Raw genomic sequence first — 24,288 nt, forward strand, 5'->3', positions numbered from 1 at the left:
GAACCTTACGCGAATATTTCAGCAAAGAAATTTCGCATGGCTATCCACGAACGCCTATCGGCATCGGCCTGATAGACCGTGCCAAAACCGGGATCGTTGGCAACGGGATTGGTGAAAGCATGGACGGTATGTCCATACGATACAAATTGCCAATCGGCATCAGCTTGGGTCATTTCTTCCTGGAACGCAAGCACTAGCTCAGGTGGCACCATCGGGTCATCGCGTCCATGCAAGGCCAAGATTTTTGCCTTGATAAGGTTGCCTTTGGTATTGTCCGGTGCGCCGAGCAAGCCGTGAAAACTCACCACACCTTTAATGTCCACACCCGTCCGCGCCAAATCCAGGACACACAGTCCGCCGAAACAAAAACCCATCGCGGCGATAAGTTTGTCATCCACCCAAGGCAATTGCTTAACAGCATTCAAGGCGGCTTTCATTCGGTCCTGTAATTTCTTCCGATCCGCCAAAAAGGGTTGCATCAACTTAGCGTTTTCTTCCGCACCGCTCCCTAAAACACCCTTGCCGTACATGTCCAATGCAAAACCCACATAACCCAATTCGGCCAATTTCCTGGCCTTATCCGCAACGAAAGCATCCCTCCCACCCCAGGCATGGCTGATAAGCACCGCAGGTCGTCGGCCTGTTACGCTATCGTCAAAAGCAAAGAAAGCCTCCAATGCCACGTCTCCATCCAGGTAAACGACAGTATTTTCGATGATCGCCATGCTTATCCTCGCACCGTTAATTGCTTACACTGAGTTTGCCCGATTTTTGTAAGGACTCCAAGAAGCCCAAAGAAGCTTCTTGCACCATATCCAAGACCCGCTCAAAACCCAGCTTTTCGCCATAGTAAGGGTCGGGGACCTCACGGATGCCTAAATGCGGTGCATAATCGAGAAAATACTTAACCTTAGCCTTATGCTCATCGGGACACTCATGAAACAGTATTGAATAATTGTCGTCATCCATGGCAAGCACATAGTCAAAATATTCGAAGTCGCTGCCATGAACCTTTCTGGCACGTAAATGTTGTAATTCCACACCGCGTTTCAAAGCGGCTTTTTGGGCTCGTGCGTCCGGTGGATTACCGACATGGTAAGCATGAGTCCCCGCTGAATCGACAGTAAATCGGTCAGCCAAATTTTTTGAGGCAATGATTTTTGTAAATACGCCCTCTGCAGTTGGTGATCGGCAGATATTGCCCATGCAGACGAAAAGTACTTTGATTTTTTCCATAATTTTTTAACGTATAAGCAATGGCTAAGTAACGGGATTAAAACAGCAGAAAGGACGCCAAGTAATTGACGAGCAAAAAGGCTGAAACAAGAAGCACCCGGTCAGTGACAGTCATCGCTTGCCAATCCTGGGTAATAGCCCCGACAAATTCCGTCCATTCGATTTGCATACGGTGGCCTGCACTCCTAAAAAGTTGCACCAGCATTTTCCATAAAAAATATATTAAGATCCCTACCAGCACGAGCAAAATATAAAACACAATCAATTGCGTTTCATGAAGCTCTGTTTCAAACGTATGTTCAATGAGCTTGTCCAACGCCATTTCGACGACTTCAAACAAGAGATGTAAAGCTTCCAATATATGGCCGAAAATTACATCGTAAAAACCGACCAAAACGCTGATGGTAATACCAAGCAAACTCAGATGAAAAATGAATTTCTGATAAATCTGCCTGTTATTCATACCTTACCTGACAGTAGGAGAATTAATCTGATGATCTGGCCTTAGCTTATCCATACCCTGGCATTCCTGAATAGCCGCATCCATCCGCCATCTTCCTGCCAATCCTGCGGATGCCAGGAATTCTGTATTGTCCTAAAACACCGTTCAGGATGCGGCATCATGATGGTAAAGCGTCCATCGCTTGTCGTCAATCCGGTTATGCCTAAGGGTGAACCATTGGGATTTGCCGGAAATGCTTCGGTTATCTTGCCGTAATTATCCACATAACTCAATGCAACTTTATTGGCGTTGGCCACAATTGAAGGTTCGCCTTCAAAGACAGCGCGTCCTTCGCCATGCGCAACCACCACGGGCAAGCGGGAACCTGCCATACCGGAAAATAACAAGGAAGGCGACGGTTGGACTTCCACCATGACCACCCTGGCCTCAAATTGTTCTGAAGTGTTACGCACAAAGCGCGGCCAATGTCCTGATCCTGGGATGATCTCAGTCAAACCCGACATCATTTGGCAACCATTGCATACACCCAAGCCGAAACTGTCCTGCCGCGCAAAAAACGCCGTAAATTCATCTTTGGCGCGTGGGTTGAACAAAATGGATTTGGCCCAACCGCCACCTGCACCCAGCACATCGCCATAAGAAAAACCGCCACAAGCGGCAAGCCCGACAAATCCAGCCAAACTCACCCGTCCATAGATGATGTCGCTCATGTGGACATCGACACAGGCAAATCCGGCACGGTCAAATGCCGCCGCCATTTCCACATGACCGTTTACGCCTTGCTCACGCAAGATAGCGATTTTAGGTTTTGTCGTGTTGATATACGGTGCGGTAATGTCGTCATTGGCATCAAAGGTCAGTTTCGCATGCAATCCGACATCATCGTTATCTTTAATTCGCTCAAATTGTTGGTATGCACAGTCAGGATTGTCGCGAAGCGCTTGCATCTTATAACTCACTTCCGACCAAACAGATTGCAACTCAGCGCGGCTAGACGAGTAGATGACCTTATCGGCACGAAAAATCGACAACTGCTGGCCTTCGGTTAATCCGCCAATAATATGGACTCCGCCAGAAAATCCGGCTTGCTTAAATAAACCGATAACCTCATTGGTGTCATGACGTGATACTTGAATAACTGCGCCCAATTCTTCATTGAACAATGCTGCCAACACATCGTCGCCAAGATTATCGATACATAAATCAACACCTAATCGACTGGCAAAATGCATTTCTGCAACGGTCGCCAACAGGCCGCCGTCCGAACGGTCATGGTACGCCAACAGCTTGTTTTGCTTATTTAGGGTTTGGATAGTATTAAAAAAGCCTTTCAATAAACTCGGATCGTCAAGGTCAGGATTGACATTACCCATCTGTCGATAAACCTGCGCTAACACCGACCCACCCAAACGATTTTTCCCTAAACCCAGGTCGACCAGGATCAACACGCTATCAGCGACATCTTGCAATTGCGGCGTCAGGGTTTTAGCGACATCATCCACGGGCGCAAATGCCGTAATAATCAACGACAACGGCGCGGTCATGGTCTTTTCACCCTGATCGTCTTGCCAAACCGTCTTCATCGACAAGGAATCCTTGCCCACAGGAATGGCAATGCCCAGTTCTGGGCATAATTCCAGCCCGACGGCCTTTACGGTATCGAATAAAGCCGCATCTTCGCCTTGAGTGCCTGCCGCCGCCATCCAATTCGCGGACAATTTAATGTCCCCTAATGCATCAATACTGGCGGCGGCAATATTGGTAATCGCCTCACCCACCGCCATCCGGCCTGATGCAGGCGCGTCGATAACGGCGATGGGCGCGCGTTCACCCATCGCCATCGCTTCACCCGTAAGCGCATGAAAACCGGATGCGGTGACAGCAACATCGGCAACGGGCACTTGCCAAGGGCCGACCATTTGGTCCCTGGCAACCAGGCCGGTAACAGAACGGTCGCCGATATGGATCAAGAAACTTTTGTCGGCGACTGCCGGGAAAGATAAAACCCGTTTGATCGCCTCATCCAGTCGTACGCCACCCAAATCCAATTCGGTTTTGGAGGCCGTGAAACGCTCAACCTTGCGGTGCATTTTAGGCGGCTTGCCGAATAGCACGGACATGGGCAAATCGACGGGCTTATTCCCTAATAATGAATCGCTGAGTGTTAAATGTTCTTGTTCAGTCGCCTTGCCGATAACGGCATACAGGCAATGTTCCCGCTCGCAAAATGCAGCAAACAGTTCCAACGCTTCGGGTTTAATGGCAATGACGTAGCGTTCCTGGGCTTCATTGCACCAGATTTGCATGGGCGACATGCCCAGATCGGCATTTTGGACGTGGCGCAATTCAAACTGTCCGCCACGACCACAATCATGGATGATTTCCGGCACGGCATTGGACAAGCCGCCGGCTCCAATGTCATGGATAGAAATAATCGGCGATTCGTCACCTAAGGCATTGCAATGGTTGATGACTTCCTGGCAGCGCCGCTGCATTTCAGGGTTTTCACGCTGGACTGAGGCAAAATCCAGGTCTTCTGCACCTGACCCCGAAGCCTGTGACGAAGCCGCGCCGCCGCCCAGGCCAATCAGCATGGCAGGGCCGCCCAGGATAATAATCAACGAACCAGCGGGTATCGGCTGCTTGTTCACCAGCATGGGACGAATCGCACCCATGCCGCCTGCTACCATGATTGGTTTGTGGTAACCCCGGTATTCATTATCCTTACCCATCACGGCTTGTTCAAAACTGCGAAAATACCCTGCCAAATTAGGCCGACCAAATTCATTGTTGAATGCCGCACCGCCCAACGGGGCTTCCAACATAATCTGTAAGGCGGACGCTATGCGTTCAGGTTTACCGTGGTCCTTTTCCCAGGGTTGCGGAAAACCTGGGATAAGCAAGTGCGATACCGAAAATCCAGTTAACCCGGCCTTGGTCGCGGATCCTCTCCCTGTTGCGCCTTCATCCCTTATCTCCCCGCCCGAACCCGTTGCTGCACCAGGAAAAGGCGAAATAGCCGTGGGGTGGTTGTGGGTCTCAACCTTCATGAGCAAATGAGCCGCCTCTTCGGTATAGCCGTATTCTCCGGTCATGGGGTTGCGGATGAAAACTTGGGTGTTCGCGCCTTCAACAACGGAAGAGTTATCGCTATAAGCCGTTAAAACTCCTTTTGGACTAAGGGCTGTGCTATTGCGGATCATGGCGAACAAAGTCTGTGCCTGTTCGATGCCGTCTATCGTCCAGTTCGCGTTAAAAATTTTATGGCGACAATGTTCGGAATTGGCTTGGGCAAACATCATCAATTCCACGTCGGTCGGGTTCCTGCCCAGTGCGGTAAAGCTGGCGCTTAAGTAGTCGATCTCATCTTCGGATAAGGCCATGCCCAACTGCGTGTTGGCTGATACCAACGCACCACGGCCTTGCCCCAAAATATCGACTGACTGCAATAGCTTTGGCTTATGCTCCGCAAAAAAATCGGTTGGAATATCGCCAAAGTAGACGGATTGGGTCATGCGGTCGTGCAGCCAAGCCGATAAGCGTTTTCTAGTATCCTCAGATAAGCCGGTATTTGCCACTATCGAATACTCAATGCCCCGCTCGATACGCCTGACGGAATTCAAGCCACAACGTTGGGCAATTTCCGTCGCTTTGCTGGACCAAGGTGAAATCGTCCCTGCCCGTGGCACGACCAGCCATTTTTCGGGAATCAAAGCATCAAAAGGTTCTTGTTTGACGACTGCTGTCCCATAAGAAAGCAATTGGCTTAATATTTCCAATTCCTGGTCTTTCAAACCTTCGCCCGCATCGACAAAATGAATAAATCGTGCGCTTTTCAAAGTGACGCCACCCTCTATCTCTCGTAACTGAGAATTCAGCGGACGGATACGAAAATCTGATAAGGCGTTTGAACCTGGGAGTTTAAGCATGTGGGTGAGGACGGCTAAAAATTAGGGATTAGCATCACAAAAGATACTGGGTAACTGGAATGACGAAAAGTTAGTGTTATTGTATCGCCACCGCGACATTCGATTTAATCGGGTTCTCGCACCGAAGGCTGAGCACTTTCTTTTATTTCGCTAAAAAAGCTTACGGATTGTTTTCGTTATCTGGCTGTGATTTTTTAGCCAAATCCGCTTTTATGGTATCCGCCATCAGTTTCAACAAGCGCAAAGCGGCTTCATCGTTGAGCATCGGCAAATGCTCTTCATTCAGGACGATCGTATCGGTTTGCTGGCCATGCTCTTCGAGCTTGAGCACAAATGTCTTGTCATTTACGCCGATTCCCTTGAAGAGAAAGATAATTTCATCCATAAATGAATCGTCTTTTGCTTTTTTTTCGTCGGGATCATACTGGATAACGATTTGTGCCTTATCGTGATTCCGTTCAGTGACTTCGATGGTATTGCGGCTCAATGCCTTATTGACTACGCGCCAGGATTTTGAAAATCCCGCCCCTAAACGCAATCGGCTTTCACCGTCGTCATATTTAACGATTTGCACGGATAAAACGATATCCCGCCCATCGGATTCTGCGGCTGGCGTTATGGGCGTGCTGGATACTTCCGGGGTAGCGGAAGGTGTAGTTTCCAGGGCGTTTTCCGACAACGCACCAGTTGCTGGCGGCTGATCTGCATTATCTGTCGTTGTGCCGACCTCGCTACGTTCAAGATTTTCGGCTGGGGAGGGTGTTTCCGCAACACCATCGCTACTCGGGTTCTCTGCCGACTTATTTTTCCTTAAATCAGCCGGATAATTGATCAACGGAATTTCGGTAGTGTATTGGTAATCCCTTTCCTTATCTGGAAAGTAACTTTCCAGATAACTGCAACCAGCCGACAAAATCGCGGTAAAACCAACAATGCAAATGCCTATCCTATTCATAATATGGCACTACACTCTAATCTCGGCTTGCTGCATGGCTTGACGTACCGGGGCAAAACAATCTTCCGTCAACCAAGTTAACGGCAAACGGATACCCTTGCCCATCAAGCCCATTTCAGCCACCGCCCATTTTACGGGTATGGGATTGGCTTGGATAAATAGCTGCTTGTGCAATCCTGCCAGTTTGTTGTCGAGCGCCAACGCGGTTTCTGCGTCGCCCTTAATGGCCGCCATAATCATTTCGTGCATTAACTTAGGGGCGACATTACCCGTGACGGTAATCGTGCCGTTGCCGCCCAACAAGCAGCATTCACGGCTGGTGGCATCATCGCCGCTATAGACGGCGAAGTGTGCACCGGCCAAATCCCGGATGGTTTTTATTCTGGACAAATCCCCAGTCGCTTCCTTAACACCAACAATATTAGGTAACTTCGATAGCCGTCCGACAGTTTCCGGCAACATATCGCAAGCCGTCCGCCCAGGGACATTGTATAGAATCTGAGGAATATCAACGGCCTCGCTAATGGCCTTATAATGCAAGTACAAGCCTTCTTGGGTCGGCTTATTATAATACGGTGTGACGATCAAACAGGCATCTGCGGCCACATCTTTCGCCCTGCGTGTCAGGGTAATGGCTTCAGTGGTGGAATTTGAACCCGTTCCGGCGATGATGGGAATCCGGCCTTGCGCATAATCCACGGTAGCCTTGATGACATCGCAATGTTCGTCCTCGTCCAACGTGGCAGATTCACCCGTCGTGCCGACCGCTACGATGGCATCCGTACCCTGCGCTATGTGGAATTCGACTAATTTCTGCAAGCTTGCCCAATCCACCGCGCCAGTTTCATCCATGGGCGTGACTAAAGCGACGATACTACCTTGAATCATTTATTCTCTCGATCAAAATGGCTATTTTTAAACTTTTCTTTATAGTGGGCATTATAACAAGCAAATCGTTTAAAAAGGTATGGATAAGGGTCGTGCCAATTTGACGTGCCTGCACATCTTACGCGTTTGGGCAAAAAGTTGGGATGAAGGTGGATTTAAAGCATTTTCCTTGTTTTATTACTCTTCGCTTTGCCCCTACACCTGAAGGGGCGGTTAAAGATTTAATCCTTGTCGTCAATCTCAAAGAAAATCCATTTGACGCGGCTGTTGGTTTGCTTGATCTGCCTTTCCATGGCGTTAATCTCTTGGACGGCAGAATGGACTGACAGTTCGGGCTTTAATTCCGCTTTGATGGCGACCATGACAGAATTACCATGGTTAATTGCCCAAACGTTTAGCACCCGCATAACACAAGCCTGGGCTTCCAGGTAAGTCTGTATGCTGGTCCGAACGTCTTCGGCAGATTCCCCTATCAAGAGCGAATGTATCTCAGCACCAACCACGGCTGCGACTGTAACCAACAATAGTCCAATAATCATGGAACCTAAGGCATCAAAGGCCGTATTTCCGGTCATAACGGTTAAACCCAAAGCAACCAGTGCAAACACCAAGCCCAGCAAAGCGGCGATATCTTCGCCCGTCACTACCATCAACTCGCTGGAATGGGTCGTTTTAAACCATTGCCAAAGTGATTGTTTCCCCTTCTCTTCCTTCATCGCCGACAACGCACCTTTCAACGAAAGGGCTTCCATGATGATTGCAGCCAACAAAACCAGCAATGCAATTTTGGCATTCTCTATGGCTTGGGGATGATGATACCTGTCCCAACCTTCATAGATCGCAAAAACGCCACCGATTGAAAACAGGATAAATGCGACCATCATTGACCAGATATAGGACTCGCGTTCATAGCCCATGGGGTGTTTTTGGGTTGCCGCCTTTGCAGAACGCTTCATACCGATTACCAATAACACTTGGTTGCCGCAATCGGCGTAAGAATGGATCGCCTCAGCCAACATGGAGCCCGAACCTGTCCAAACGGCCGCGCCGCTCTTCGCTAAGGCGATACCTAAATTGGCCGTAAATGCATATAGCACTGCTTTAATTGAGTTATTATCCGACATATATTTGGGGCTTGTTAAAATTTTTGGTAAAAAGTTAGTGTAAAAATATACACCTAAGTCCACTCATTTTGATTATATCTAAGCATGTAAGCGTAAGCTGTAAGTAATTATACGTATTGTTAATATTCAATAGCCTTGAAAGAATAGCACTAGCTAATAATTTTGCATCTAGCTATGAAGCATATTATCCGCATGAATCATGTGTGCGATTTAATATTTCGTTTTTAAATGTTTTTCAAAGGCATAACATTCTATGGGAATATTTAGTTTATCAAAAAAATCTCTGTTAGGACTTATATTGGTTGCGGCTCTTTCATCGGGCAATTCTTACGCTGCCAAGATTGTCTTAAGCTTTGAGGGAATCGGCGATTTGACGCCAATAAACGACTTTTACAATGGGGGTGCTGATGGAGTGCGAGTGGGCAACTCCGGCATTGATTACGGCGTTCAGTTCTCGAATGACGCTGACGGAATAATTGATGAAGATGTCAGCTTAAATTTCAGCGGTCTTTTCGCCAATGAACCATCGGCCAGTACTGCCCTGATCTTTAGGGAAGGTGGCGTTGCAACCATGAACGTGGAGGCAGGTTTCGAGTCAGGCTTCTCTTTTTTCTATAGCTCTTCTGCTGATGCAGTTGTAAACATTTATGATGGCTTGGATGGAACCGGTAATTTATTAGCATCCTTAAATCTCGCCGTTAACTTCAAAAATAATAATTGCCAAGGTGACCCTGGTGGTGGTTATTGCCATTGGGATTCCATTGGTGTGAAATTCTATGGCAAGGCTCGATCAGTCGTGTTTGAAGGCCCAAGGGAATTCACATTTTATGATGACATTACATTGGGCAGCCCTGCCCCGAATGATTGTAAAAAAGATTTTAGAGGGCATCGGCGGGATCGTCACTCTAGTGATAACGACGATATTTCTATGGATGACGAAATCCGAAGCGAATGTAAAGATTCTCGGCGGCAACGACGTAACCGCTACTCTTTTAGGCAAAATTAAATCTCGTAACCATCATTGCAGCAGAGATTCCAAAGCAGGCCCCTGCTTTGGAATCCAATTGGCGTGACCATATCGACAAAATCAAGATCAGTTGTTTTTAAGCCACTTATATATAACCTTGGTTCATTCAATTGGAATATTCATCCTTGACCTGCACTAGGCCATTTTCAACCCTGACCGGGAAACAGGCAATGTCTTCATAAGCGGGAGGGGATTTCACCGCACCGGTTTTAATACAAAATCGTGCGCCGTGCCGAGGACAAATAATCTGGTCGCCATCTATCAAACCGTCCGCTATGGGTGCGCCATCGTGGCTGCACACATCTTCAATCGCGTAACATTCGCCGCCAATTTTGAAGACGGCAACATTGACCCCGTCAACATCAACGACAATATGTCCGCCTTCAGCTAACGCCGTTTGTTCTATTGCATTGATCCATACTGACATTTTATCAACACCTGGGTTAACATTTTAAATATACATCATAGCGCAATAGTTTACCGTGAAAACTATCATTCGGCTTACCGCCCAATGGCTCGGCATAATCTGGGCTTTTCACCACGACGCGCTTACCTGCCGCTTTATAAGCGGCTGCAAACAACTGCTCCTTATCGCTATCATCCCCCACCAAATCCCGCAATACCCTAATGGATTTTTTTGCTAAAGCTGATTTTTTGCGCTTCGGCGGAAACATGGGGTCAAGGTAAACGCAATCGGGCTGATCGACTAACTCGGTTAAACAGGCTAGCGCATCACCTTTCAGCAAAGTGGGCAGTTCGAGTCCCAAGCGCTGCACCCAATCTTGCTGGGCGAGCCTCCGATAAGCATCGTCCAATAATTCCGCCATAATCGGATTGCGTTCGATACTGGTAATCCGATAGCCCATACGAAACATAGCCAAACTATCCTGTCCCCAGCCCGCAGTGGCATCAACCACGGTTTGAGTTTTCTTTCCTATCGCTTGCGCGAATGCTCCGGTTTTGGGCATAGGCCAAGTCCGTTGCTCACCTTGGCGATGTTCTATGTCAACGGTCAAACCCGAGCTTTTAATACTGTCCTTATCCAGTAAAGACAAGCGGCCTTCGCGCCAGCTTAGCCAAAACTGCAGCTCTTTGTTTAAACCCATTTCTGTGCTGGATAGCAAGCTTATGCCCAGCTTTGTTGCCAATTGCTCGATTGCGGCTATATCATCCTGTCCATCGTAAAGAACGGCAATCTTGTCTCGCCAATCACACTGCATTTGTAATGCTTTAAATCGCCGAACTAGGTTTTACTGGCATCAGGTGGCGGGGGCTGTCCTTCCGTACGCGGAATACTATCGCTAATGCACGCCCAACCAGGTGCCTCGGAAGTCCAGATAGTGATCTCCGGTTTTGCAATTTCAGGATCGTCCAGCGTACCGGCACGTACGATAATGAGATGTGGCCGCACTTCCGCTGAACTAAAAAGATGCGTTCCGCACACTGGGCAGAAGCGGCGGTGCATTTGATTGCCGCTGTCGGCAACACTGGGGAAATCCCGCGTCTCGCCGCTTATGCTCATAGCAGCGCTGGGAAAGGTCACGTTGACCGTCGCATTGCCGGCAGCCATATATTGGCACAACCGACACCAGCAAACCCGCGTGGTAATCGGTGCTGCGTTGATCTCATAGCGTACGGCTTTGCATAAGCAGCCGCCGGTGATTCGTTTGTCGATTTTATCCATGGTTTAACTTTGTTGCTTAAAGATACTTGGCCCAGTATCGCTAAATTTATGCAAAATAATGTCACTCCGTCGAAACCGGCTGCTGCTGGTTTTTCAACGCCGCATCCAACGTATGCCATGCCAAGGTCGCACATTTTACGCGTGCCGGATACTCGCGTACACCAGCCAAAACAGCTAACTTTCCGACCGCTTCCAATTGGATGTCTTCGCTTTTGCCTGTTGTCATTTCGTGGAAAGTCTTGAATAAGGCTTCGGCTTCCGCTTCGGTTTTGTCTTTGATAATCTCGGTCATTAGTGATACGGAAGCGGTCGAGATGGCGCAGCCGGAACCCTGAAAACTGGCGTCGACGATCCTGTCGCCGTCCATTTTTAAATACAACGTCAAGCGGTCACCGCATAAGGGGTTGAAACCTTCCACTTTCCGGTCAGCATCCGCGATCACCCGAAAGTTGCGCGGATTGCGGTTGTGGTCGAATATGACTTCTTGGTAGAGGTCGCGTAAATCTTCAAACATGATTGTTTATTAGGTTATCTTGGACGAACTATAAGGGAACTTTTCCAGGCTTAAATAGAAGATGGTTAAGTTTTTGGTGTCATTGATCTTTATGCCGAATATGGACATACTCTTCATAGCAATATCTCAGGTCGTCATGAAAACCCCAGCCGATTCCACGTGTATTATTGACGACCGCAAGCAAGCGATCCTCGAATTCAGCAAGCATTTGTTCCTTGAGCAAAAATTTTAAGGTGTTTTCATACATACTCACCATGCTGTTGTAAAACGGTTCGTCAATATCACCAAACTCATTGGTATAAACAACCCCGGATTCGACATAAGCCAGCATGATGTCGGCAATGCCGTACTTTGATACTGCCACTTTTTTGTATTCAGAAATCGCTTTACGGGCAATTGAAACCCGCGCGTCAGGATATTCTTTTTTAAACCCTGGCACAAACTCAGCCCTAACAATGTTTTTATACTTGCGTTGGATTGCCGAGTCATCGCCCCCTGAAAATTTAGCTTGATAGTGTTCTTTTACTTGCGGGAATGTTTTATACAAAGAGGCAATATCTTCGATCAAGTCCATATTGGTCTTGGTTTTTAACAATTGTTTTAATATTGTTAGCGATAATTTCTCGGCCATGATTTAACTTAATTCAAACACATCTATCAAAGATTCTATCCCATTCATCAACACATCAATTTCTTGTCTAGTATTATACATGGCAAACGAGGCTCTCGCCGTGGCGGGTACACCGTAAAACTCCATTACCGGCATGGCGCAGTGATGCCCTGCCCTTATCGCAATCCCTAAGCTATCCAGCATGGTACCGATGTCGTGAGGATGGATTCTATCCAGCACAAAAGACAGGATAGCGCCTTTGTCTCCCGCCTCGCCGATTATCCTTAAACCTTTAATTTGCTTGGCTTGTTGTGTGGCATAGTCCAGCAATTCAGCTTCATAAGCGGCGATGTTTGCCATGCCGATTTCGTTTAGGTAGTCGATAGCCGCACCTAAGCCGATCACATCGGCGATACTGGGTGTGCCCGCTTCAAATTTATGCGGTAATCCGGCGTATGTGGATTTTTCAAAACTGACGGTCTTGATCATATCGCCGCCGCCTTGGTACGGCGGCATGGCTTCCAACAAGGCTTGCTTACCATACATCACCCCGATGCCGGACGGCCCGTACAATTTATGGCCTGAGAAGACGTAGAAATCGCAATCTAACGCCTGCACATCAACGGCAAGATGCGGGATCGCCTGTGCGCCATCGAGCATGACGGGGATGTTATGGGCATGGGCAGCAGCAATAATAAGTTCGACCGGGTTGATCGTACCCAGCGCATTCGACATGTGGGCAACAGCAACCAGTCGGGTTTTGTTATTCAACAAGGAAGCAAATTCGTTATAAAGTAATTCGCCCTGAATATTCATCGAGGCAACTTTCAGCACCGCACCCGTTTGTTCGCACAGCATTTGCCAGGGTACGATATTGGAATGGTGTTCCATGGCGGTAATCACAATCTCATCACCCGCCTTGATATTAGCCTTGCCGTAGGTTTGGGCAATCAGGTTAATGGCTTCGGTCGCGCCGCGCACGAAGATGATTTCCTTGCTGCTGGCTGCGTTGATAAAGCCGCGCACCTTCTCCCGTGCTGCTTCAAACTTGTCGGTCGCACGGACGCTTAAGGTATGCACACCCCGATGGATGTTGGCGTACTCGTGCCTATAGACATGGCTGATGCTGTCGATAACCGCATTCGGCTTTTGGCAACTGGCGGCATTATCGAGATATACCAGCGGTTTGTTGCGGATTTTTTCGGCCAATATAGGGAAGTCGGCGCGGATAAGTTCAACTGGGAACGATGTTAAAGCCACTCTTTCTCAACTCCTTCCTGCGGAAACCGTACCAACACCTGTTCCAACACTTTGTCATGCAAGCTTCTAATCTTGATTTTATCCACCATCTCATTTGCAAAGGCGAAGGTCAGCATGTTCCGGGCCGTTTCTTCGTCGACGCTGCGGGATTGCAGATAGAAAATCGACTTTTCGTCCAGTTGGCCGACGGTTACGCCGTGTCCGCACTTAACGTCGTCGGCATAAATTTCCAATTGCGGTTTGGTGTCAGCTTCGGCATCATCCGATAACAACAAGTTACGGTTATTCATTTGCGAATCGGTTTTTTGGGCATCTTCCGCAACGATGACCCGTCCCTGAAAAACGCCTCTGGCACGGTCATCCAACACACCTTTGTACATTTCCCTGCTGATGGCGCGGGGCTTAAGGTGATTGATTCGTGTATGGTTATCCAGATGCTGGCGTTTTACGCCTAGATACAAGCCATTCAATGTACATTCCGATGCCTGATCCAAATCGGCATGAATATCGCAACGTGCCAACAATCCACCCAAGGCAAAGTTGTGATGGGAAAACCGTGCATCTTTCGCTTGCTTAACGTAAATACCGCCAAAATGGTAGGCTTTTTCCGATTCTGTTTGCATTTTATAAAGCGTTAACTGGGCGTTTTGTTCGACAAACACTTCCGTGACTGCCGCCGTCAGATAAGCATTCGCCGCACCTGTTCCAGGCAGGCTTGCGGCATACACGCCATCCCTGGCGATACCCAATCCGACAAAAGTTTCTATCACTTGGGCTTCGGCACTTTCAGCAATGATGACCAGATTGCGTGTCGTTGCCATCACATCGGCTTCGGTCACGATATTCAGCAATTGAATCGGTTTGGCTAAAATTTGTTTGGCTGGCACATGCACTAATATGCCATCGGTAAACCATGCGGTATTGAAGGCGACGAAGCTATGCTCTTGATTATTGACCGCTTGCCCTAAGTATTTTTCGACCATTTGCGGCTGTTTTTCTAAGGCATCCGCCATACTCACGATTAAAACGCCCTCAGGCAAACCATCTAACCGAGAATACTCTGCGGAATAATGACCATTGACCAACACCACCGACCAAGCATCTTCTAGTCGTTGTGATTTCAGCCAATTTGCATCAAGAGCCTGTAGGTTAGGCTTCGACACGGAGTCCAACACCGGTGCAAACCACTTCTTCTCGATAGCGGACACATTCGTGTAACGCCATTCTTCCTCACGGGGGGAAGGAAAGCCGTTTGCGGAAAATTTTTCTAAGGCATCTTTTCGTAATTGCTGCAGCCAAGGTAAATTTTGCCCTGGCAATATCGGCACTATCGCTTCATATTCAGCCACATAGCGGCTGGTGGATTCTGTTGCCATTAAGCAGCCACCCCCGGCTGACTGGTTTCTACCCAACTGTAACCTTTTTCTTCCAGCTCCAAGGCTAATTCAGGCCCGCCGGATTTAACGATCTGCCCATGCGCCAACACATGCACGAAATCAGGCTTAATGTAGTCGAGCAAACGCTGATAATGGGTAATCATCACAAAGGCACGATTCTCGGAACGCAAAGAATTAACGCCATCCGCCACGACTTTTAAGGCATCAATATCCAGGCCGGAGTCCGTCTCATCAAGGATGCACAGCTTAGGCTCAAGGATTGCCATTTGCAGGATTTCGTTACGTTTCTTTTCACCGCCGGAAAAGCCTTCGTTGACGGCGCGATAGAGAAATTTTTCATCCATTTCCAACATCTTGACCTTATGTTTCACTAAGGTCAGAAAATCCATCGCATCCACTTCCGGTTGGCCGTGATGCTTACGCACGGAATTCAACGCTGCTTTCAACAGATATATATTGCTGACACCAGGGATTTCCACCGGATATTGGAACGCCAGGAAAATGCCTTCCCGCGCCCGGATTTCCGGTGCCATGTCGGTTAAATCCTGGCCCTGATAAGTAATCGAGCCTTGGGTGATTTCATAGCCGCTTTTGCCGGACAGCACATGCGACAACGTACTTTTCCCGGAACCGTTCGGCCCCATGATGGCATGGATTTCACCCGCTTTGATTTCGAGGTCAATCCCTTTCAGGATCGGTTTGTCAGCCACGCTGACGTGGAGGTTTTCTATAAGGAGCATTTTTACAACCTATTAAATTTTAAATTTCTTTGTTCGTTTCCAAACTTTGCACAGAATCAATAAATCAAGTCTTACTCTGATTAGTTCACACCAGGAATCCCTTCAAAATCCTTGTCCTGCGTCCACAATGTTGCTTGAAAGCCATAAGCTGTCGCCAAAATAATGCTATCGGCCATCGGTAATTTATGTTGGATAGAAAGTTTGCCAGCATATACTGCTAATTCAGGGTTTAGATCGACACATTTACCTTGCTGCATTAAAGCAATGGCTTGTAATCCCTGTGATTCGTTGGTTTGCTGGGTTACGCGCTTAAATACCTCATACAAACTAATAACGGGGACGATAAGGTTTTCAATATCCTCTATAGCGGCAGAGAAAAAATCCGCGTTTTTGCCATCAGCAAAATATTCCAGCCAACCGGATGAATCGACAACATTCATATTCGGTCATTTTCCCGCTGAATGCAGGTGTCAATGCCCTTTAAAAAACCTCTAGCTTCCTTGATATTGCGTTGTGGAATCAGCTCAATCCGGTCGCCGAATTGAAGCAATTGCACTTGTTGCCCCGGCTTAATATGCAGAGCCTCGCAGATAGCTGCTGGCAACGGCAATTCGAGTTTTGGCGAAATGGTAACTGTTTGCATAAGTTCAAACCTTCAAATTGAGGCAATAATTTTCTTAGATGTTATTCGTTTAATTTCATACGGCGGAATACGCTTCGCTATTCCGCCCTACAGCTCTAGATGCCTTATAGATATTAATTTTCTTTTAAATACATATTAATTTTTTCACTTAGCTCTTCAATTTCTTTATTTATTTTTTCAATTTCTATGTTGAGAGGTTCAATATTTGTATTATGAAAATCACGGCTAATTCTTGCTTTTTCAATCCCTTCGGCCAGACCTGTTGTATTGGAATTATGAGAACTTTGCCAATTAGCCATTGTCATTTTTCTATCCTCAAGCTTATAAAGTTGACTTGTTTTATAATCGAAAATAGTGACCATTGCAGCTAGTCGGAGCTGATCTAACTAAGCGTTAGTGGATACTTTCAGAAGTTTTCTTGTTTCTTCTAACTCCGTTTTCTGTAATTCATAAGTTTTTGCGATTAAATAAAACGCAAAAGCCGCAATAATGGGGTTAAGTATTCCACCTACATAATCACCAAAAGTACCCCATACTCCATTATCTTTGGATAACCCATTATGAAAATTGTAAAAATAAAATCCGACAATTATGAGTACGATAAAGCAAATAATTACTACAATTTTTTTAGAATCAACGGCGCTAGTTAGTGATTTATTTTCTTTATTTGAATTATCCATAGCTCACCGCTTTAAATATCACCTAAGCAAATAACAGCCGCCCCTTTGGGTCAGGGACATTATGTCCTAGCTCTCTTGCTGTCGTTATCCATTCTTCGATAACGATTTCAGCATTTTTAACGGCTTCCTGATAATTGCTACCATCCGCCATACATCCAGGCAATTCTGGCACTTCGGCAATATATGCCTGATCTTCTTCGCTCCAGTAGATAATCATTTCGTATTTAGTCATTCTTCAACTCCAAACGATAACGTACGATAATCTGGCGTACCTGTTTAACCTGATAAGGTTTAGCCATTGCTCCCAATGGTTGTAAATTGATAATTTCAACCACACCCTCCTTGCTAAAAATATGGTGGTCGCCACGAATCCGTTCTTGAAAACCCAAAAGTAAAAGTAACTGCTTTAATTCAGAAAATGTAACATTGGTATCGGAACGTCCAAATATAACTTTCTCTAAAACTTTATTGTATTTACCCACTACCCAACCGACCCTTCCAAACTCAGCCCCAACAAAGCTTGCGCTTCAACCGCAAATTCCATCGGCAATTCCTTAAACACTTCCTTACAGAAGCCGTTAACGATCATCGAGACTGCATCTTCTGCCGATAAGCCGCGTTGCTGGCAGAAGAACAATTGGTCTTCGCTGATCTTGGATGTCGTTGCCTCGTGTTCGACTTGCGCAGACGGCTGTTTGACTTCAACGTAAGGGAAGGTGTGCGCGCCGCATTTGTCGCCGACCAATAAGGAATCGCACTGAGTATAGTTACGGGCGTTTTCGGCGCTTTTCAACACTTTGACCAAGCCGCGATAGGTGTTTTGCGCGCGGCCTGCCGAAATGCCTTTCGACACTATCGTGCTGCGGGTGTTTTTGCCGATGTGGATCATCTTGGTGCCGGTGTCGGCTTGTTGCCTGTTGTTGGTGACGGCCACCGAATAAAACTCGCCGATGGTGTTGTCGCCGGTTAAGATGCAACTGGGATATTTCCAGGTGATGGCGGAACCGGTTTCCACCTGCGTCCAGGACACTTTGGCGTTATCGCCCCGGCAATCGGCACGTTTGGTGACGAAATTATAAATGCCGCCCTTGCCTTCCTTGTCGCCCGGATACCAGTTTTGTACGGTGGAGTATTTAATCGACGCGTCTTTCAACGCAATCAGTTCGACGACCGCTGCATGTAATTGGTTTTCATCCCGCATCGGCGCAGTGCACCCTTCAAGGTAAGACACATGACTGCCTTCATCGGCAATAATCAAGGTGCGCTCGAATTGTCCCGTGTTGGCGGCGTTAATGCGGAAATAAGTGGACAACTCCATCGGGCATCGCACGCCTTTGGGAATATAGACAAACGAGCCATCAGTAAATACGGCAGAATTCAATGCGGCAAAGAAGTTATCGCCAGTCGGAACCACCGAACTGAGATATTGCTTAATTAAATCCGGATGATCGCGCAAAGCTTCGGAAATCGGACAGAAAATGACGCCCGCTTCTTTTAGTTTACCCTTGAATGTTGTTGCGACTGACACGCTATCGAAAACGGCATCTACTGCAACGCCTGCCAGACGTTCTTGTTCGTCCAGTGGAATACCCAGCTTTTTATAGGCATCCAAGACTTGAGGATCGACTTCACCCAGGCTTTTGGGGCCGTCTTCCTTGCGTTTGGGTGCGGAATAGTAACTGATCGCCTGATAATCGATTGGCTCGATGTTCAATTGCGCCCAATCCGGCGACTTCATGGTCTGCCAGTGGCGGAATGCTTTTAACCGGTATTCCAGCATGAAGTCCGGTTCATTTTTGACCTTGGACAGTCTATGGATAACAGCCTCGTCCAGGCCAACGGGAAAGGTATCGGTTTCCAGTTCGGTAACAAAGCCTTGCTTATAGCTTTGGTTTATCAGGTTATTGATTTCTTTGGCGCTAGCGGACATAACAATTGTCTCTTTATTTACAAGGATGTAATGTAGGCAAAAAACGCAGGGGCAGTTTTTTGCCTAGCGATATAAACTGGAAACAGGGATCAGGAATTCTTGCGGCATATTAATTGGCTTAATCATATCCGCCAGGGTTACCACTTCCAGCGCATGTTGGATGGCCTGGTTAATCAAGCCCCAATTGGCACTGATACCGCAACCCGAAGCCTGCCCACACCCTTCATGGCTTATGCTGCATTCGGTCAAGGCAATAGGCCCTTCCAACGCACTGATAACGTCCGCTACAGAAATAAGTTCAGGTGACCTCGCCAATGCATAACCTCCCTTAATGCCGCGCGTAGACACCAGCACATTGGCATTCACCAATATTTTCAAAACTTTGCTGACTGTCGGCAACGCAATTCCGGTTGCTTCCGCCACCCCCATTGCCGAATTCGTTTGACCGCTCTCTTTCGCGATATGGCTGAGTATGACTGTAGCGTAGTCGGTGAGTTTGCTTAAGCGTAACATACCTGCTCCTGTAATTGAGGACTATTTTAGTCCTATTTAGTTCCCGAGTAAAGCGGTTATGCTATACAACACGAGTTGTTACTATTTTTGTCGGCTGGCAACAGCAGCTAGTTGCGGTTAGAATGAATCCGAGCTAGCCTAAAAAGGTGAATTATGACCATAAAGAAAACCCAAATCGATGCCCACAAATCAGCCAAAATCGTATCCGAAGCGCGAAAGCAGCAGGAATTACGGGACCAATCCTACCGTGGGCAAGCGCTGAAAATGTACCCGTGGATTTGCGGGCGTTGTGCACGGGAATTTACCCATGTGAATCTTAGCGAACTGACGGTTCATCACCGCAACCACAACCACGACGACAACCCACCCGACGGCAGCAACTGGGAATTGCTGTGCCTGTATTGTCATGACAACGAGCATCAACGCTATGAGGAAACGCGGTTTGGCAATGCGAAAGCGGCAGCTTCAAATGCAACGGCTGGCAGTCATAATCCGTTTGCTAACCTTAAGGATTTGATGAATAAGAAATAAATATTTCGTTAGTAATTTACGCTTGTAAATTCATTTTTTGATTATAAAACAACATCTGCCTATGAATGAAAGCCACGAATTAGATTCTTCGAATCAAAAGCTTACTTTCGTAAGATCTTGTTTTGGTTGGCTAGAAGAAAAATCGTTTGTAATACTACCATCCATAGCTGTTTTACTAACTTTCAGTGTTGTATCCGTATATTTTCATTACTTTAGCGGTGAGGTATTAGTTGAGCATGACAAGTGGGGGCAGTTCGGGGATTATCTAGGCGGTGTTCTCAACCCAATCTTTGGTTTTCTCGGGTTTATTGCCCTACTTTTAACGCTTAAATTGCAGAGACAAGAACTTAAGTTATCTACCGAAGAATTGGCAAAGTCTGCAAAAGCCCTCGAGCTACAGAACAAAGCCCTAGCCCAACAGAACTTTGAAAACACTTTTTTTCAGTTATTGCGGCGACACGGAGAATTGGTTTCCGAAGCAAGTTATAACAATCTCACTGGTCGCTATGTTTTCCAGAACTTATACCAAACTAGGCTAACCCATATCTATAATAATGAGGTTACTAAAGTGGAGGACATTAACGAAAGGGCAATAACTTCTTACAAAGTTTTTTTCTCTCACCATCATCACTTACTGGCACACTATTTTCGGGTTCTCTATCATGTATTCAAATTTATCGACACGAGCCAATTATCAGAGGACGATAAATCTAATTATGCAAATATAGCTCGCGCACAGCTTTCATCTTACGAACTTTGCCTGATGTTTTACAATGGAATTTATGGAGAAGGAAAAGTGGGTTTTAAGCCGCTTATCGAAAAGTATGGACTGCTTAAACACCTTGACACGAACCTTTTACTTGACTCTAAAGCATATGGAAAACCGTTCTTTTTATGAAAAAACGGCTTTTCTAAGTTATACAGATAGGACTAAATTCTATGAAGCAGTGGAAACGGAGTAGTACAGAGGAACCCGAATTCGTGGCTTCTATTTCCCCGCATTTCGTTACACTTCATGCGGGCTACGGCTTATAAGTTGTCAATGCCCAAATTCGCCAACTGATCCGCCCGGTCATTCCCATTATTCCCGGAATGCCCCTTGACCCAAAGCCACTCGATTTGATGCGGCAATCTGGCGGCATCCAGCCTGCGCCATAAGTCTTCGTTTTTAACCGCCGATTTATTCGCTGTCTTCCAACCCCGCTTTTTCCAATTTTCCAACCATTCGGTAATGCCTTGTAGGACGTATTTGGAATCAGAATGCAATTGCACCTGACAAGGCTTGGTCAAGGTTTCCAGGGCATTGATCACCGCCGTCAATTCCATGCGGTTATTTGTGGTTTCGCGTTCGCCCCCATACAACTCTTTCTTATTGTCCTTATAGCGCAGAATCGCACCCCATCCGCCAGGGCCTGGGTTGCCACGGCAGGCACCGTCGGTGTAAATTATTACCATCTCATTCATGTTTTTTATTTAGGGTGACTGGTCATTGCCGAACCTGCTAGCGCAACACGCGGGCTTAAGTTTTTTACTGGCGTTAAGGGAATCAAATTATACCGTCGTTTTATCGCCTTGACCCCATAGGCCGTCGACGACAAGGAAAAGGCATTCGCCATTTTGACATGCGTCGTTTTGATGGAATCCAGGTTGAATTGGGAAACTGTCGTCACCTCAAAATTCAGCAACTTTAACCAGTCGATGACGCGTGCTCGACGGATAAAATGCCCGCGCCAAGAATCTGCCAAGCGCTTGTCCCACAGATATTGATACCTAACCCAGACGCTCCAAGGGTTAAAGTTCAATATCACCACTGTGCCTTCCGGTTTCAACACCCGTTCCACTTCGCGCATGGTCTGAAAGCGGAAAGCATCAAACTCAAGGAGGTGCGGCAGGATAATCATATCGACGCTGTCGGATTGCAGGGGCAGGTGATACGCCTTTGCACGGATTTTTCTGGCGTCCTTATAACCTAAGTTTTTGGCATCCAGTATCGTATAATTTGTATAAAGTGTGCAGTCGACAAACTCGTTTTCCCAGCCTAACCCGCCTATCTGTAAGACCGTCTGCTTGCAACTGACGATAATCGCGCCACCCAGGTATTCGACCTCCAGGTCTCGCAACAGCTTGCCGCGTGGCGTTTGGTAGTAAGCAAATAGGAAATCGCGTTTCATGGCTTAAATTTTATTATCATTAACTTTATATATTTCAATAAAAACAAGCTATAATGAGCCAATCCTATGTTTAAACTTTACTTAAAGGGTTAGATGATGCGCAACAATTCTAACAGGTCAGTCAAATTTCTTATTTTTTTGATCGCATTGATCGTTGCCGGTTGTTCCGATGCGCCCAAAGAACCTTTAGCCGTCAGTGAAACTCCTGATGCCTCAACGTCTTATACCAACTCGGCAAAACAAACTTCAAAACTTCATTTCAAAAAACGGCTTAGAAATCTTTTTTCCCATCATGATACGGTTTGGGAAAGGATGATTTCACTTTATTCTTTCCCCGAAGTCGATAATGAGCGCATCAATGCCGAATTAAGTTACTACCTCAACCATCCTGATTATATCGCCAGAGTCCAGGAACGTGCCGCACCTTACATGCACCTTATCCTGGATGAGATTGAAGCAAAAAACCTGCCTGGCGAATTAGCTTTGCTACCCGTCGTCGAAAGCGCGTTTATCCCCGAAGCTTACTCACGCAGTGCCGCCTCCGGGCTTTGGCAATTCATCCCCTCAACGGGTCGCTTGTTCGGGCTGGAACAAAACTCCTGGTACGATGGCCGACGTGATGTCTATGCGTCTACCCAAGCCGCCACTACATTCCTTAAAAGTCTCAGCGAAGAATTCAATGGCGACTATTTTCTTGCCTTGGCATCGTATAACTGGGGTAAAGGCAATGTTGCCAAAGCCATCATGCGTAACGAATACCAAGGTTTGCCCACCGACTATTGGTCTTTGGACCTTCCTAAGGAAACAGAAGATTATGTACCACGGTTATTGGCAATTGCCAAATTATTCGCTAATGCTGAACAATACGGTATCCGTTTACAAAATATTCCCAACAAGCCTTATTGCGAAGTGGTCAATGTCGGCTCCCAACTGGACATAGACAAAGCCGCTGAACTGGCACAAACCCCGCTTAGCCACTTCCTAAAATTAAATCCTTGCTTCAAGAAGGGCAGCACCGCGCCTTATGGCCCACACCGCTTGTTGATTCCGTCCCATCGCGTAGAGGCTTTCAAACAAAATCTGGCACGCTTGCCTTATGAAGAGAGGGTTGACCAAAGGCAACGTGATGCAGAACTGTTGGCCGAAAAAATTCGCCAAAATGAATTAATGGCGCAAAAAATGCGCGATGAAGAAGAGAAATTTGAAACACGCCGCAAACGGGAAGTCATCGTATCAAAACGCTATTATGCAGGGACACCTACCCAGAGATATCAGGTTCACCGGGGCGAAACTCTTTCTACTATCGCCAGGAACCACGGTACCACGGTTGAAAATTTGCGCCGCATTAACCACTTATCCAAAAACACGGTCAACTCAGGCGGCTACCTGAAAGTGCCTGCATCAGGTAGACACACAACCGTGATAATGGAAGCAAGCAAATCTGGTAAAACGAAAATGTCAGGTGGACAAGTCTACATCGTCAAGAAAGGGGACACGTTTTATAACGTCTCAAAACGCTTTGCGGTCAGCCGAAATGATATTGCCGCCAGGAACAACATCTCGCCTAACGGCAGCCTTCGGATGGGACAAAAGCTAGTCATAAAGGGAGGGGCTCAGCAACTCGCTTCCGCATCGCCGTCCCGCCTTATTCGTTATAAGGTAAAGAAAGGCGACTCACTGATGCAACTTTCCAGAAAATTTGGCGTGCCTTTGAATGAACTCCGTAAATCTAACCCGCAAACCAGCAAAGGACTGCTTCCAGGCCAAAGCATAAAGATATTGGTTGATAATACGGATCGCGCCACTTAAGGCGACGGGCGGAAGTTATCAATCCCTTGCTTTGCCCTGGGCGGATCAATTTGATCACGCTATGAAAGCGCACTAACCAGTTATTGCTATTGCGGTATCACCGCAACACTTGCATTCAATCGAATTAGTGTGATCTTTATTTAGAGCGTTTTAGCATTTTTTTGAAGAAATTAGCTCGCTTCCC

29 protein-coding genes are annotated in these 24,288 nt (G+C 46.9%); 4 read left to right on the forward strand and 25 right to left on the reverse strand.

The annotated features are described in order from the left end of the window. Positions 1 to 5: 5 nt before the first annotated feature. The 7 genes from MGMO_RS01010 to MGMO_RS01040 all read right to left on the reverse strand — a co-directional run bounded on the left by MGMO_RS01010 (position 6) and on the right by MGMO_RS01040 (position 8,595). On the reverse strand, positions 6 to 725 hold the full coding sequence (locus MGMO_RS01010; RefSeq protein ID WP_023493143.1) for a dienelactone hydrolase family protein: 720 nt from the start codon (positions 723 to 725) through the stop codon (positions 6 to 8). Positions 726 to 741: 16 nt separating this feature from the next. Continuing rightward, positions 742 to 1,236, reverse strand: a complete 495-nt coding sequence (locus tag MGMO_RS01015) for a low molecular weight protein-tyrosine-phosphatase (protein WP_023493144.1) — start codon at positions 1,234 to 1,236, stop codon at positions 742 to 744. Positions 1,237 to 1,273: 37 nt separating this feature from the next. Next, on the reverse strand, positions 1,274 to 1,699 hold the full coding sequence (locus tag MGMO_RS01020) for a hypothetical protein (RefSeq protein WP_023493145.1): 426 nt from the start codon (positions 1,697 to 1,699) through the stop codon (positions 1,274 to 1,276). A gap of 41 nt (positions 1,700 to 1,740) precedes the next feature. Continuing rightward, positions 1,741 to 5,628, reverse strand: coding sequence for a phosphoribosylformylglycinamidine synthase (gene purL, locus MGMO_RS01025; protein ID WP_023493146.1), 3,888 nt, complete (start codon positions 5,626 to 5,628; stop codon positions 1,741 to 1,743). A 160-nt stretch (positions 5,629 to 5,788) separates the two neighbouring features. Then, the gene (gene bamC, locus MGMO_RS01030; protein WP_023493147.1) at positions 5,789 to 6,583 is read right to left on the reverse strand and encodes an outer membrane protein assembly factor BamC; all 795 of its coding nucleotides are present in this window, start codon (positions 6,581 to 6,583) and stop codon (positions 5,789 to 5,791) included. A gap of 9 nt (positions 6,584 to 6,592) precedes the next feature. Then, a complete protein-coding gene (gene dapA / locus MGMO_RS01035; protein ID WP_023493148.1) occupies positions 6,593 to 7,471 on the reverse strand; it encodes a 4-hydroxy-tetrahydrodipicolinate synthase in 879 nt (292 codons plus the stop codon). A gap of 221 nt (positions 7,472 to 7,692) precedes the next feature. Beyond that, complete coding sequence (locus MGMO_RS01040; protein WP_023493149.1) at positions 7,693 to 8,595, reverse strand: cation diffusion facilitator family transporter; 903 nt, start codon at positions 8,593 to 8,595, stop codon at positions 7,693 to 7,695. 253 nt (positions 8,596 to 8,848) lie between these two features. On the opposite strand from MGMO_RS01040, the gene MGMO_RS01045 reads away from it, so the two are divergent. Then, complete coding sequence (locus tag MGMO_RS01045; RefSeq protein ID WP_023493150.1) at positions 8,849 to 9,601, forward strand: hypothetical protein; 753 nt, start codon at positions 8,849 to 8,851, stop codon at positions 9,599 to 9,601. A 127-nt stretch (positions 9,602 to 9,728) separates the two neighbouring features. Here the strand turns inward: MGMO_RS01045 and MGMO_RS01050 are convergent, their stop codons facing one another. The 16 genes from MGMO_RS01050 to MGMO_RS01125 all read right to left on the reverse strand — a co-directional run bounded on the left by MGMO_RS01050 (position 9,729) and on the right by MGMO_RS01125 (position 19,593). Next, on the reverse strand, positions 9,729 to 10,049 hold the full coding sequence (locus MGMO_RS01050) for a non-heme iron oxygenase ferredoxin subunit (protein WP_023493151.1): 321 nt from the start codon (positions 10,047 to 10,049) through the stop codon (positions 9,729 to 9,731). A 16-nt stretch (positions 10,050 to 10,065) separates the two neighbouring features. Next, positions 10,066 to 10,842: a class I SAM-dependent methyltransferase gene (locus tag MGMO_RS01055; protein WP_023493152.1), complete on the reverse strand. Its 777-nt coding sequence runs from the start codon at positions 10,840 to 10,842 to the stop codon at positions 10,066 to 10,068. A gap of 23 nt (positions 10,843 to 10,865) precedes the next feature. Then, the gene (locus tag MGMO_RS01060; RefSeq protein ID WP_023493153.1) at positions 10,866 to 11,306 is read right to left on the reverse strand and encodes a GFA family protein; all 441 of its coding nucleotides are present in this window, start codon (positions 11,304 to 11,306) and stop codon (positions 10,866 to 10,868) included. Between the two features lie 61 nt (positions 11,307 to 11,367). Next, on the reverse strand, positions 11,368 to 11,820 hold the full coding sequence (gene sufU, locus MGMO_RS01065) for a Fe-S cluster assembly sulfur transfer protein SufU (RefSeq protein WP_023493154.1): 453 nt from the start codon (positions 11,818 to 11,820) through the stop codon (positions 11,368 to 11,370). A gap of 79 nt (positions 11,821 to 11,899) precedes the next feature. Next, on the reverse strand, positions 11,900 to 12,451 hold the full coding sequence (locus MGMO_RS01070) for a DUF6155 family protein (RefSeq protein WP_023493155.1): 552 nt from the start codon (positions 12,449 to 12,451) through the stop codon (positions 11,900 to 11,902). Between the two features lie 3 nt (positions 12,452 to 12,454). Then, entirely contained in the window at positions 12,455 to 13,690 is a 1,236-nt protein-coding gene (locus tag MGMO_RS01075; protein ID WP_023493156.1) for a cysteine desulfurase, read from the reverse strand. After that, the gene (gene sufD / locus MGMO_RS01080) at positions 13,681 to 15,066 is read right to left on the reverse strand and encodes a Fe-S cluster assembly protein SufD (protein WP_023493157.1); all 1,386 of its coding nucleotides are present in this window, start codon (positions 15,064 to 15,066) and stop codon (positions 13,681 to 13,683) included. The genes MGMO_RS01075 and sufD overlap by 10 nt, the downstream gene beginning before the upstream one ends. Then, positions 15,066 to 15,827: a Fe-S cluster assembly ATPase SufC gene (gene sufC, locus MGMO_RS01085; protein ID WP_023493158.1), complete on the reverse strand. Its 762-nt coding sequence runs from the start codon at positions 15,825 to 15,827 to the stop codon at positions 15,066 to 15,068. The genes sufD and sufC overlap by 1 nt, the downstream gene beginning before the upstream one ends. A gap of 80 nt (positions 15,828 to 15,907) precedes the next feature. Next, complete coding sequence (locus tag MGMO_RS01090) at positions 15,908 to 16,267, reverse strand: type II toxin-antitoxin system VapC family toxin (protein ID WP_023493159.1); 360 nt, start codon at positions 16,265 to 16,267, stop codon at positions 15,908 to 15,910. After that, positions 16,264 to 16,470, reverse strand: a complete 207-nt coding sequence (locus MGMO_RS01095; protein ID WP_023493160.1) for an AbrB/MazE/SpoVT family DNA-binding domain-containing protein — start codon at positions 16,468 to 16,470, stop codon at positions 16,264 to 16,266. Before MGMO_RS01095 ends, MGMO_RS01090 begins: the two co-directional genes overlap by 4 nt. 113 nt (positions 16,471 to 16,583) lie before the next feature. Continuing rightward, the gene (locus MGMO_RS01100) at positions 16,584 to 16,832 is read right to left on the reverse strand and encodes a hypothetical protein (RefSeq protein ID WP_235557202.1); all 249 of its coding nucleotides are present in this window, start codon (positions 16,830 to 16,832) and stop codon (positions 16,584 to 16,586) included. A gap of 24 nt (positions 16,833 to 16,856) precedes the next feature. Beyond that, positions 16,857 to 17,150, reverse strand: coding sequence for a hypothetical protein (locus tag MGMO_RS01105; RefSeq protein WP_023493162.1), 294 nt, complete (start codon positions 17,148 to 17,150; stop codon positions 16,857 to 16,859). A gap of 22 nt (positions 17,151 to 17,172) precedes the next feature. Next, positions 17,173 to 17,382 carry a type II toxin-antitoxin system HicB family antitoxin gene (locus MGMO_RS01110; RefSeq protein ID WP_023493163.1) on the reverse strand — a complete coding sequence of 70 codons (210 nt, stop codon included), beginning with the start codon at positions 17,380 to 17,382 and terminating at the stop codon, positions 17,173 to 17,175. Continuing rightward, positions 17,375 to 17,632, reverse strand: coding sequence for a hypothetical protein (locus tag MGMO_RS01115; protein WP_023493164.1), 258 nt, complete (start codon positions 17,630 to 17,632; stop codon positions 17,375 to 17,377). Before MGMO_RS01115 ends, MGMO_RS01110 begins: the two co-directional genes overlap by 8 nt. Beyond that, positions 17,632 to 19,080, reverse strand: coding sequence for a Fe-S cluster assembly protein SufB (gene sufB / locus MGMO_RS01120; RefSeq protein ID WP_023493165.1), 1,449 nt, complete (start codon positions 19,078 to 19,080; stop codon positions 17,632 to 17,634). The genes MGMO_RS01115 and sufB overlap by 1 nt, the downstream gene beginning before the upstream one ends. Before the next feature lie 63 nt (positions 19,081 to 19,143). Continuing rightward, complete coding sequence (locus tag MGMO_RS01125) at positions 19,144 to 19,593, reverse strand: SUF system Fe-S cluster assembly regulator (protein WP_023493166.1); 450 nt, start codon at positions 19,591 to 19,593, stop codon at positions 19,144 to 19,146. Between the two features lie 153 nt (positions 19,594 to 19,746). Here MGMO_RS01125 and MGMO_RS01130 point away from each other — a divergent pair, with 153 nt between their 5' ends. Together MGMO_RS01130 and MGMO_RS01135 are read left to right on the forward strand one after the other, a co-directional pair. Then, positions 19,747 to 20,124, forward strand: a complete 378-nt coding sequence (locus tag MGMO_RS01130; RefSeq protein WP_023493167.1) for a YajD family HNH nuclease — start codon at positions 19,747 to 19,749, stop codon at positions 20,122 to 20,124. A 61-nt stretch (positions 20,125 to 20,185) separates the two neighbouring features. Continuing rightward, on the forward strand, positions 20,186 to 21,022 hold the full coding sequence (locus MGMO_RS01135) for a putative phage abortive infection protein (RefSeq protein ID WP_023493168.1): 837 nt from the start codon (positions 20,186 to 20,188) through the stop codon (positions 21,020 to 21,022). A gap of 131 nt (positions 21,023 to 21,153) precedes the next feature. Here MGMO_RS01135 and rnhA read toward each other — a convergent pair whose 3' ends face one another. Both rnhA and MGMO_RS01145 read right to left on the reverse strand, forming a co-directional pair. Continuing rightward, positions 21,154 to 21,597: a ribonuclease HI gene (gene rnhA, locus MGMO_RS01140; RefSeq protein ID WP_407656486.1), complete on the reverse strand. Its 444-nt coding sequence runs from the start codon at positions 21,595 to 21,597 to the stop codon at positions 21,154 to 21,156. Beyond that, a complete protein-coding gene (locus tag MGMO_RS01145; RefSeq protein WP_023493171.1) occupies positions 21,594 to 22,295 on the reverse strand; it encodes a class I SAM-dependent methyltransferase in 702 nt (233 codons plus the stop codon). The genes rnhA and MGMO_RS01145 overlap by 4 nt, the downstream gene beginning before the upstream one ends. 93 nt (positions 22,296 to 22,388) lie before the next feature. On the opposite strand from MGMO_RS01145, the gene MGMO_RS01150 reads away from it, so the two are divergent. Then, positions 22,389 to 24,104 (forward strand): lytic transglycosylase, encoded by a 1,716-nt coding sequence (locus tag MGMO_RS01150; RefSeq protein ID WP_023493172.1) that lies wholly within the window; start codon positions 22,389 to 22,391, stop codon positions 24,102 to 24,104. The last annotated feature ends 184 nt before the right edge of the window (positions 24,105 to 24,288 follow it).

The organism is Methyloglobulus morosus KoM1, from assembly GCF_000496735.2.
Classification (GTDB): domain Bacteria; phylum Pseudomonadota; class Gammaproteobacteria; order Methylococcales; family Methylomonadaceae; genus Methyloglobulus; species Methyloglobulus morosus.

Excerpts from the sequence above, each read along its gene's own strand:
- MGMO_RS01070 (WP_023493155.1), bottom strand. The coding sequence starts at position 12,451 with ATGGCCGAGAAATTATCGCTAACAATATTAAAACAATTGTTAAAAACC.
- MGMO_RS01105 (WP_023493162.1), bottom strand. The coding sequence starts at position 17,150 with ATGGATAATTCAAATAAAGAAAATAAATCACTAACTAGCGCCGTTGAT.
- purL (WP_023493146.1), bottom strand. The coding sequence starts at position 5,628 with ATGCTTAAACTCCCAGGTTCAAACGCCTTATCAGATTTTCGTATCCGT.
- MGMO_RS01130 (WP_023493167.1), top strand. The coding sequence starts at position 19,747 with ATGACCATAAAGAAAACCCAAATCGATGCCCACAAATCAGCCAAAATC.
- MGMO_RS01150 (WP_023493172.1), top strand. The coding sequence starts at position 22,389 with ATGATGCGCAACAATTCTAACAGGTCAGTCAAATTTCTTATTTTTTTG.
- MGMO_RS01100 (WP_235557202.1), bottom strand. The coding sequence starts at position 16,832 with ATGGTCACTATTTTCGATTATAAAACAAGTCAACTTTATAAGCTTGAG.
- sufC (WP_023493158.1), bottom strand. The coding sequence starts at position 15,827 with ATGCTCCTTATAGAAAACCTCCACGTCAGCGTGGCTGACAAACCGATC.
- MGMO_RS01055 (WP_023493152.1), bottom strand. The coding sequence starts at position 10,842 with ATGCAGTGTGATTGGCGAGACAAGATTGCCGTTCTTTACGATGGACAG.
- MGMO_RS01020 (WP_023493145.1), bottom strand. The coding sequence starts at position 1,699 with ATGAATAACAGGCAGATTTATCAGAAATTCATTTTTCATCTGAGTTTG.
- MGMO_RS01050 (WP_023493151.1), bottom strand. The coding sequence starts at position 10,049 with ATGTCAGTATGGATCAATGCAATAGAACAAACGGCGTTAGCTGAAGGC.
- dapA (WP_023493148.1), bottom strand. The coding sequence starts at position 7,471 with ATGATTCAAGGTAGTATCGTCGCTTTAGTCACGCCCATGGATGAAACT.
- MGMO_RS01040 (WP_023493149.1), bottom strand. The coding sequence starts at position 8,595 with ATGTCGGATAATAACTCAATTAAAGCAGTGCTATATGCATTTACGGCC.
- sufB (WP_023493165.1), bottom strand. The coding sequence starts at position 19,080 with ATGTCCGCTAGCGCCAAAGAAATCAATAACCTGATAAACCAAAGCTAT.
- MGMO_RS01095 (WP_023493160.1), bottom strand. The coding sequence starts at position 16,470 with ATGCAAACAGTTACCATTTCGCCAAAACTCGAATTGCCGTTGCCAGCA.
- MGMO_RS01125 (WP_023493166.1), bottom strand. The coding sequence starts at position 19,593 with ATGTTACGCTTAAGCAAACTCACCGACTACGCTACAGTCATACTCAGC.
- sufD (WP_023493157.1), bottom strand. The coding sequence starts at position 15,066 with ATGGCAACAGAATCCACCAGCCGCTATGTGGCTGAATATGAAGCGATA.
- MGMO_RS01010 (WP_023493143.1), bottom strand. The coding sequence starts at position 725 with ATGGCGATCATCGAAAATACTGTCGTTTACCTGGATGGAGACGTGGCA.
- MGMO_RS01045 (WP_023493150.1), top strand. The coding sequence starts at position 8,849 with ATGGGAATATTTAGTTTATCAAAAAAATCTCTGTTAGGACTTATATTG.
- bamC (WP_023493147.1), bottom strand. The coding sequence starts at position 6,583 with ATGAATAGGATAGGCATTTGCATTGTTGGTTTTACCGCGATTTTGTCG.
- MGMO_RS01015 (WP_023493144.1), bottom strand. The coding sequence starts at position 1,236 with ATGGAAAAAATCAAAGTACTTTTCGTCTGCATGGGCAATATCTGCCGA.
- MGMO_RS01060 (WP_023493153.1), bottom strand. The coding sequence starts at position 11,306 with ATGGATAAAATCGACAAACGAATCACCGGCGGCTGCTTATGCAAAGCC.
- MGMO_RS01090 (WP_023493159.1), bottom strand. The coding sequence starts at position 16,267 with ATGAATGTTGTCGATTCATCCGGTTGGCTGGAATATTTTGCTGATGGC.
- sufU (WP_023493154.1), bottom strand. The coding sequence starts at position 11,820 with ATGTTTGAAGATTTACGCGACCTCTACCAAGAAGTCATATTCGACCAC.
- MGMO_RS01145 (WP_023493171.1), bottom strand. The coding sequence starts at position 22,295 with ATGAAACGCGATTTCCTATTTGCTTACTACCAAACGCCACGCGGCAAG.
- MGMO_RS01135 (WP_023493168.1), top strand. The coding sequence starts at position 20,186 with ATGAATGAAAGCCACGAATTAGATTCTTCGAATCAAAAGCTTACTTTC.
- MGMO_RS01110 (WP_023493163.1), bottom strand. The coding sequence starts at position 17,382 with ATGACTAAATACGAAATGATTATCTACTGGAGCGAAGAAGATCAGGCA.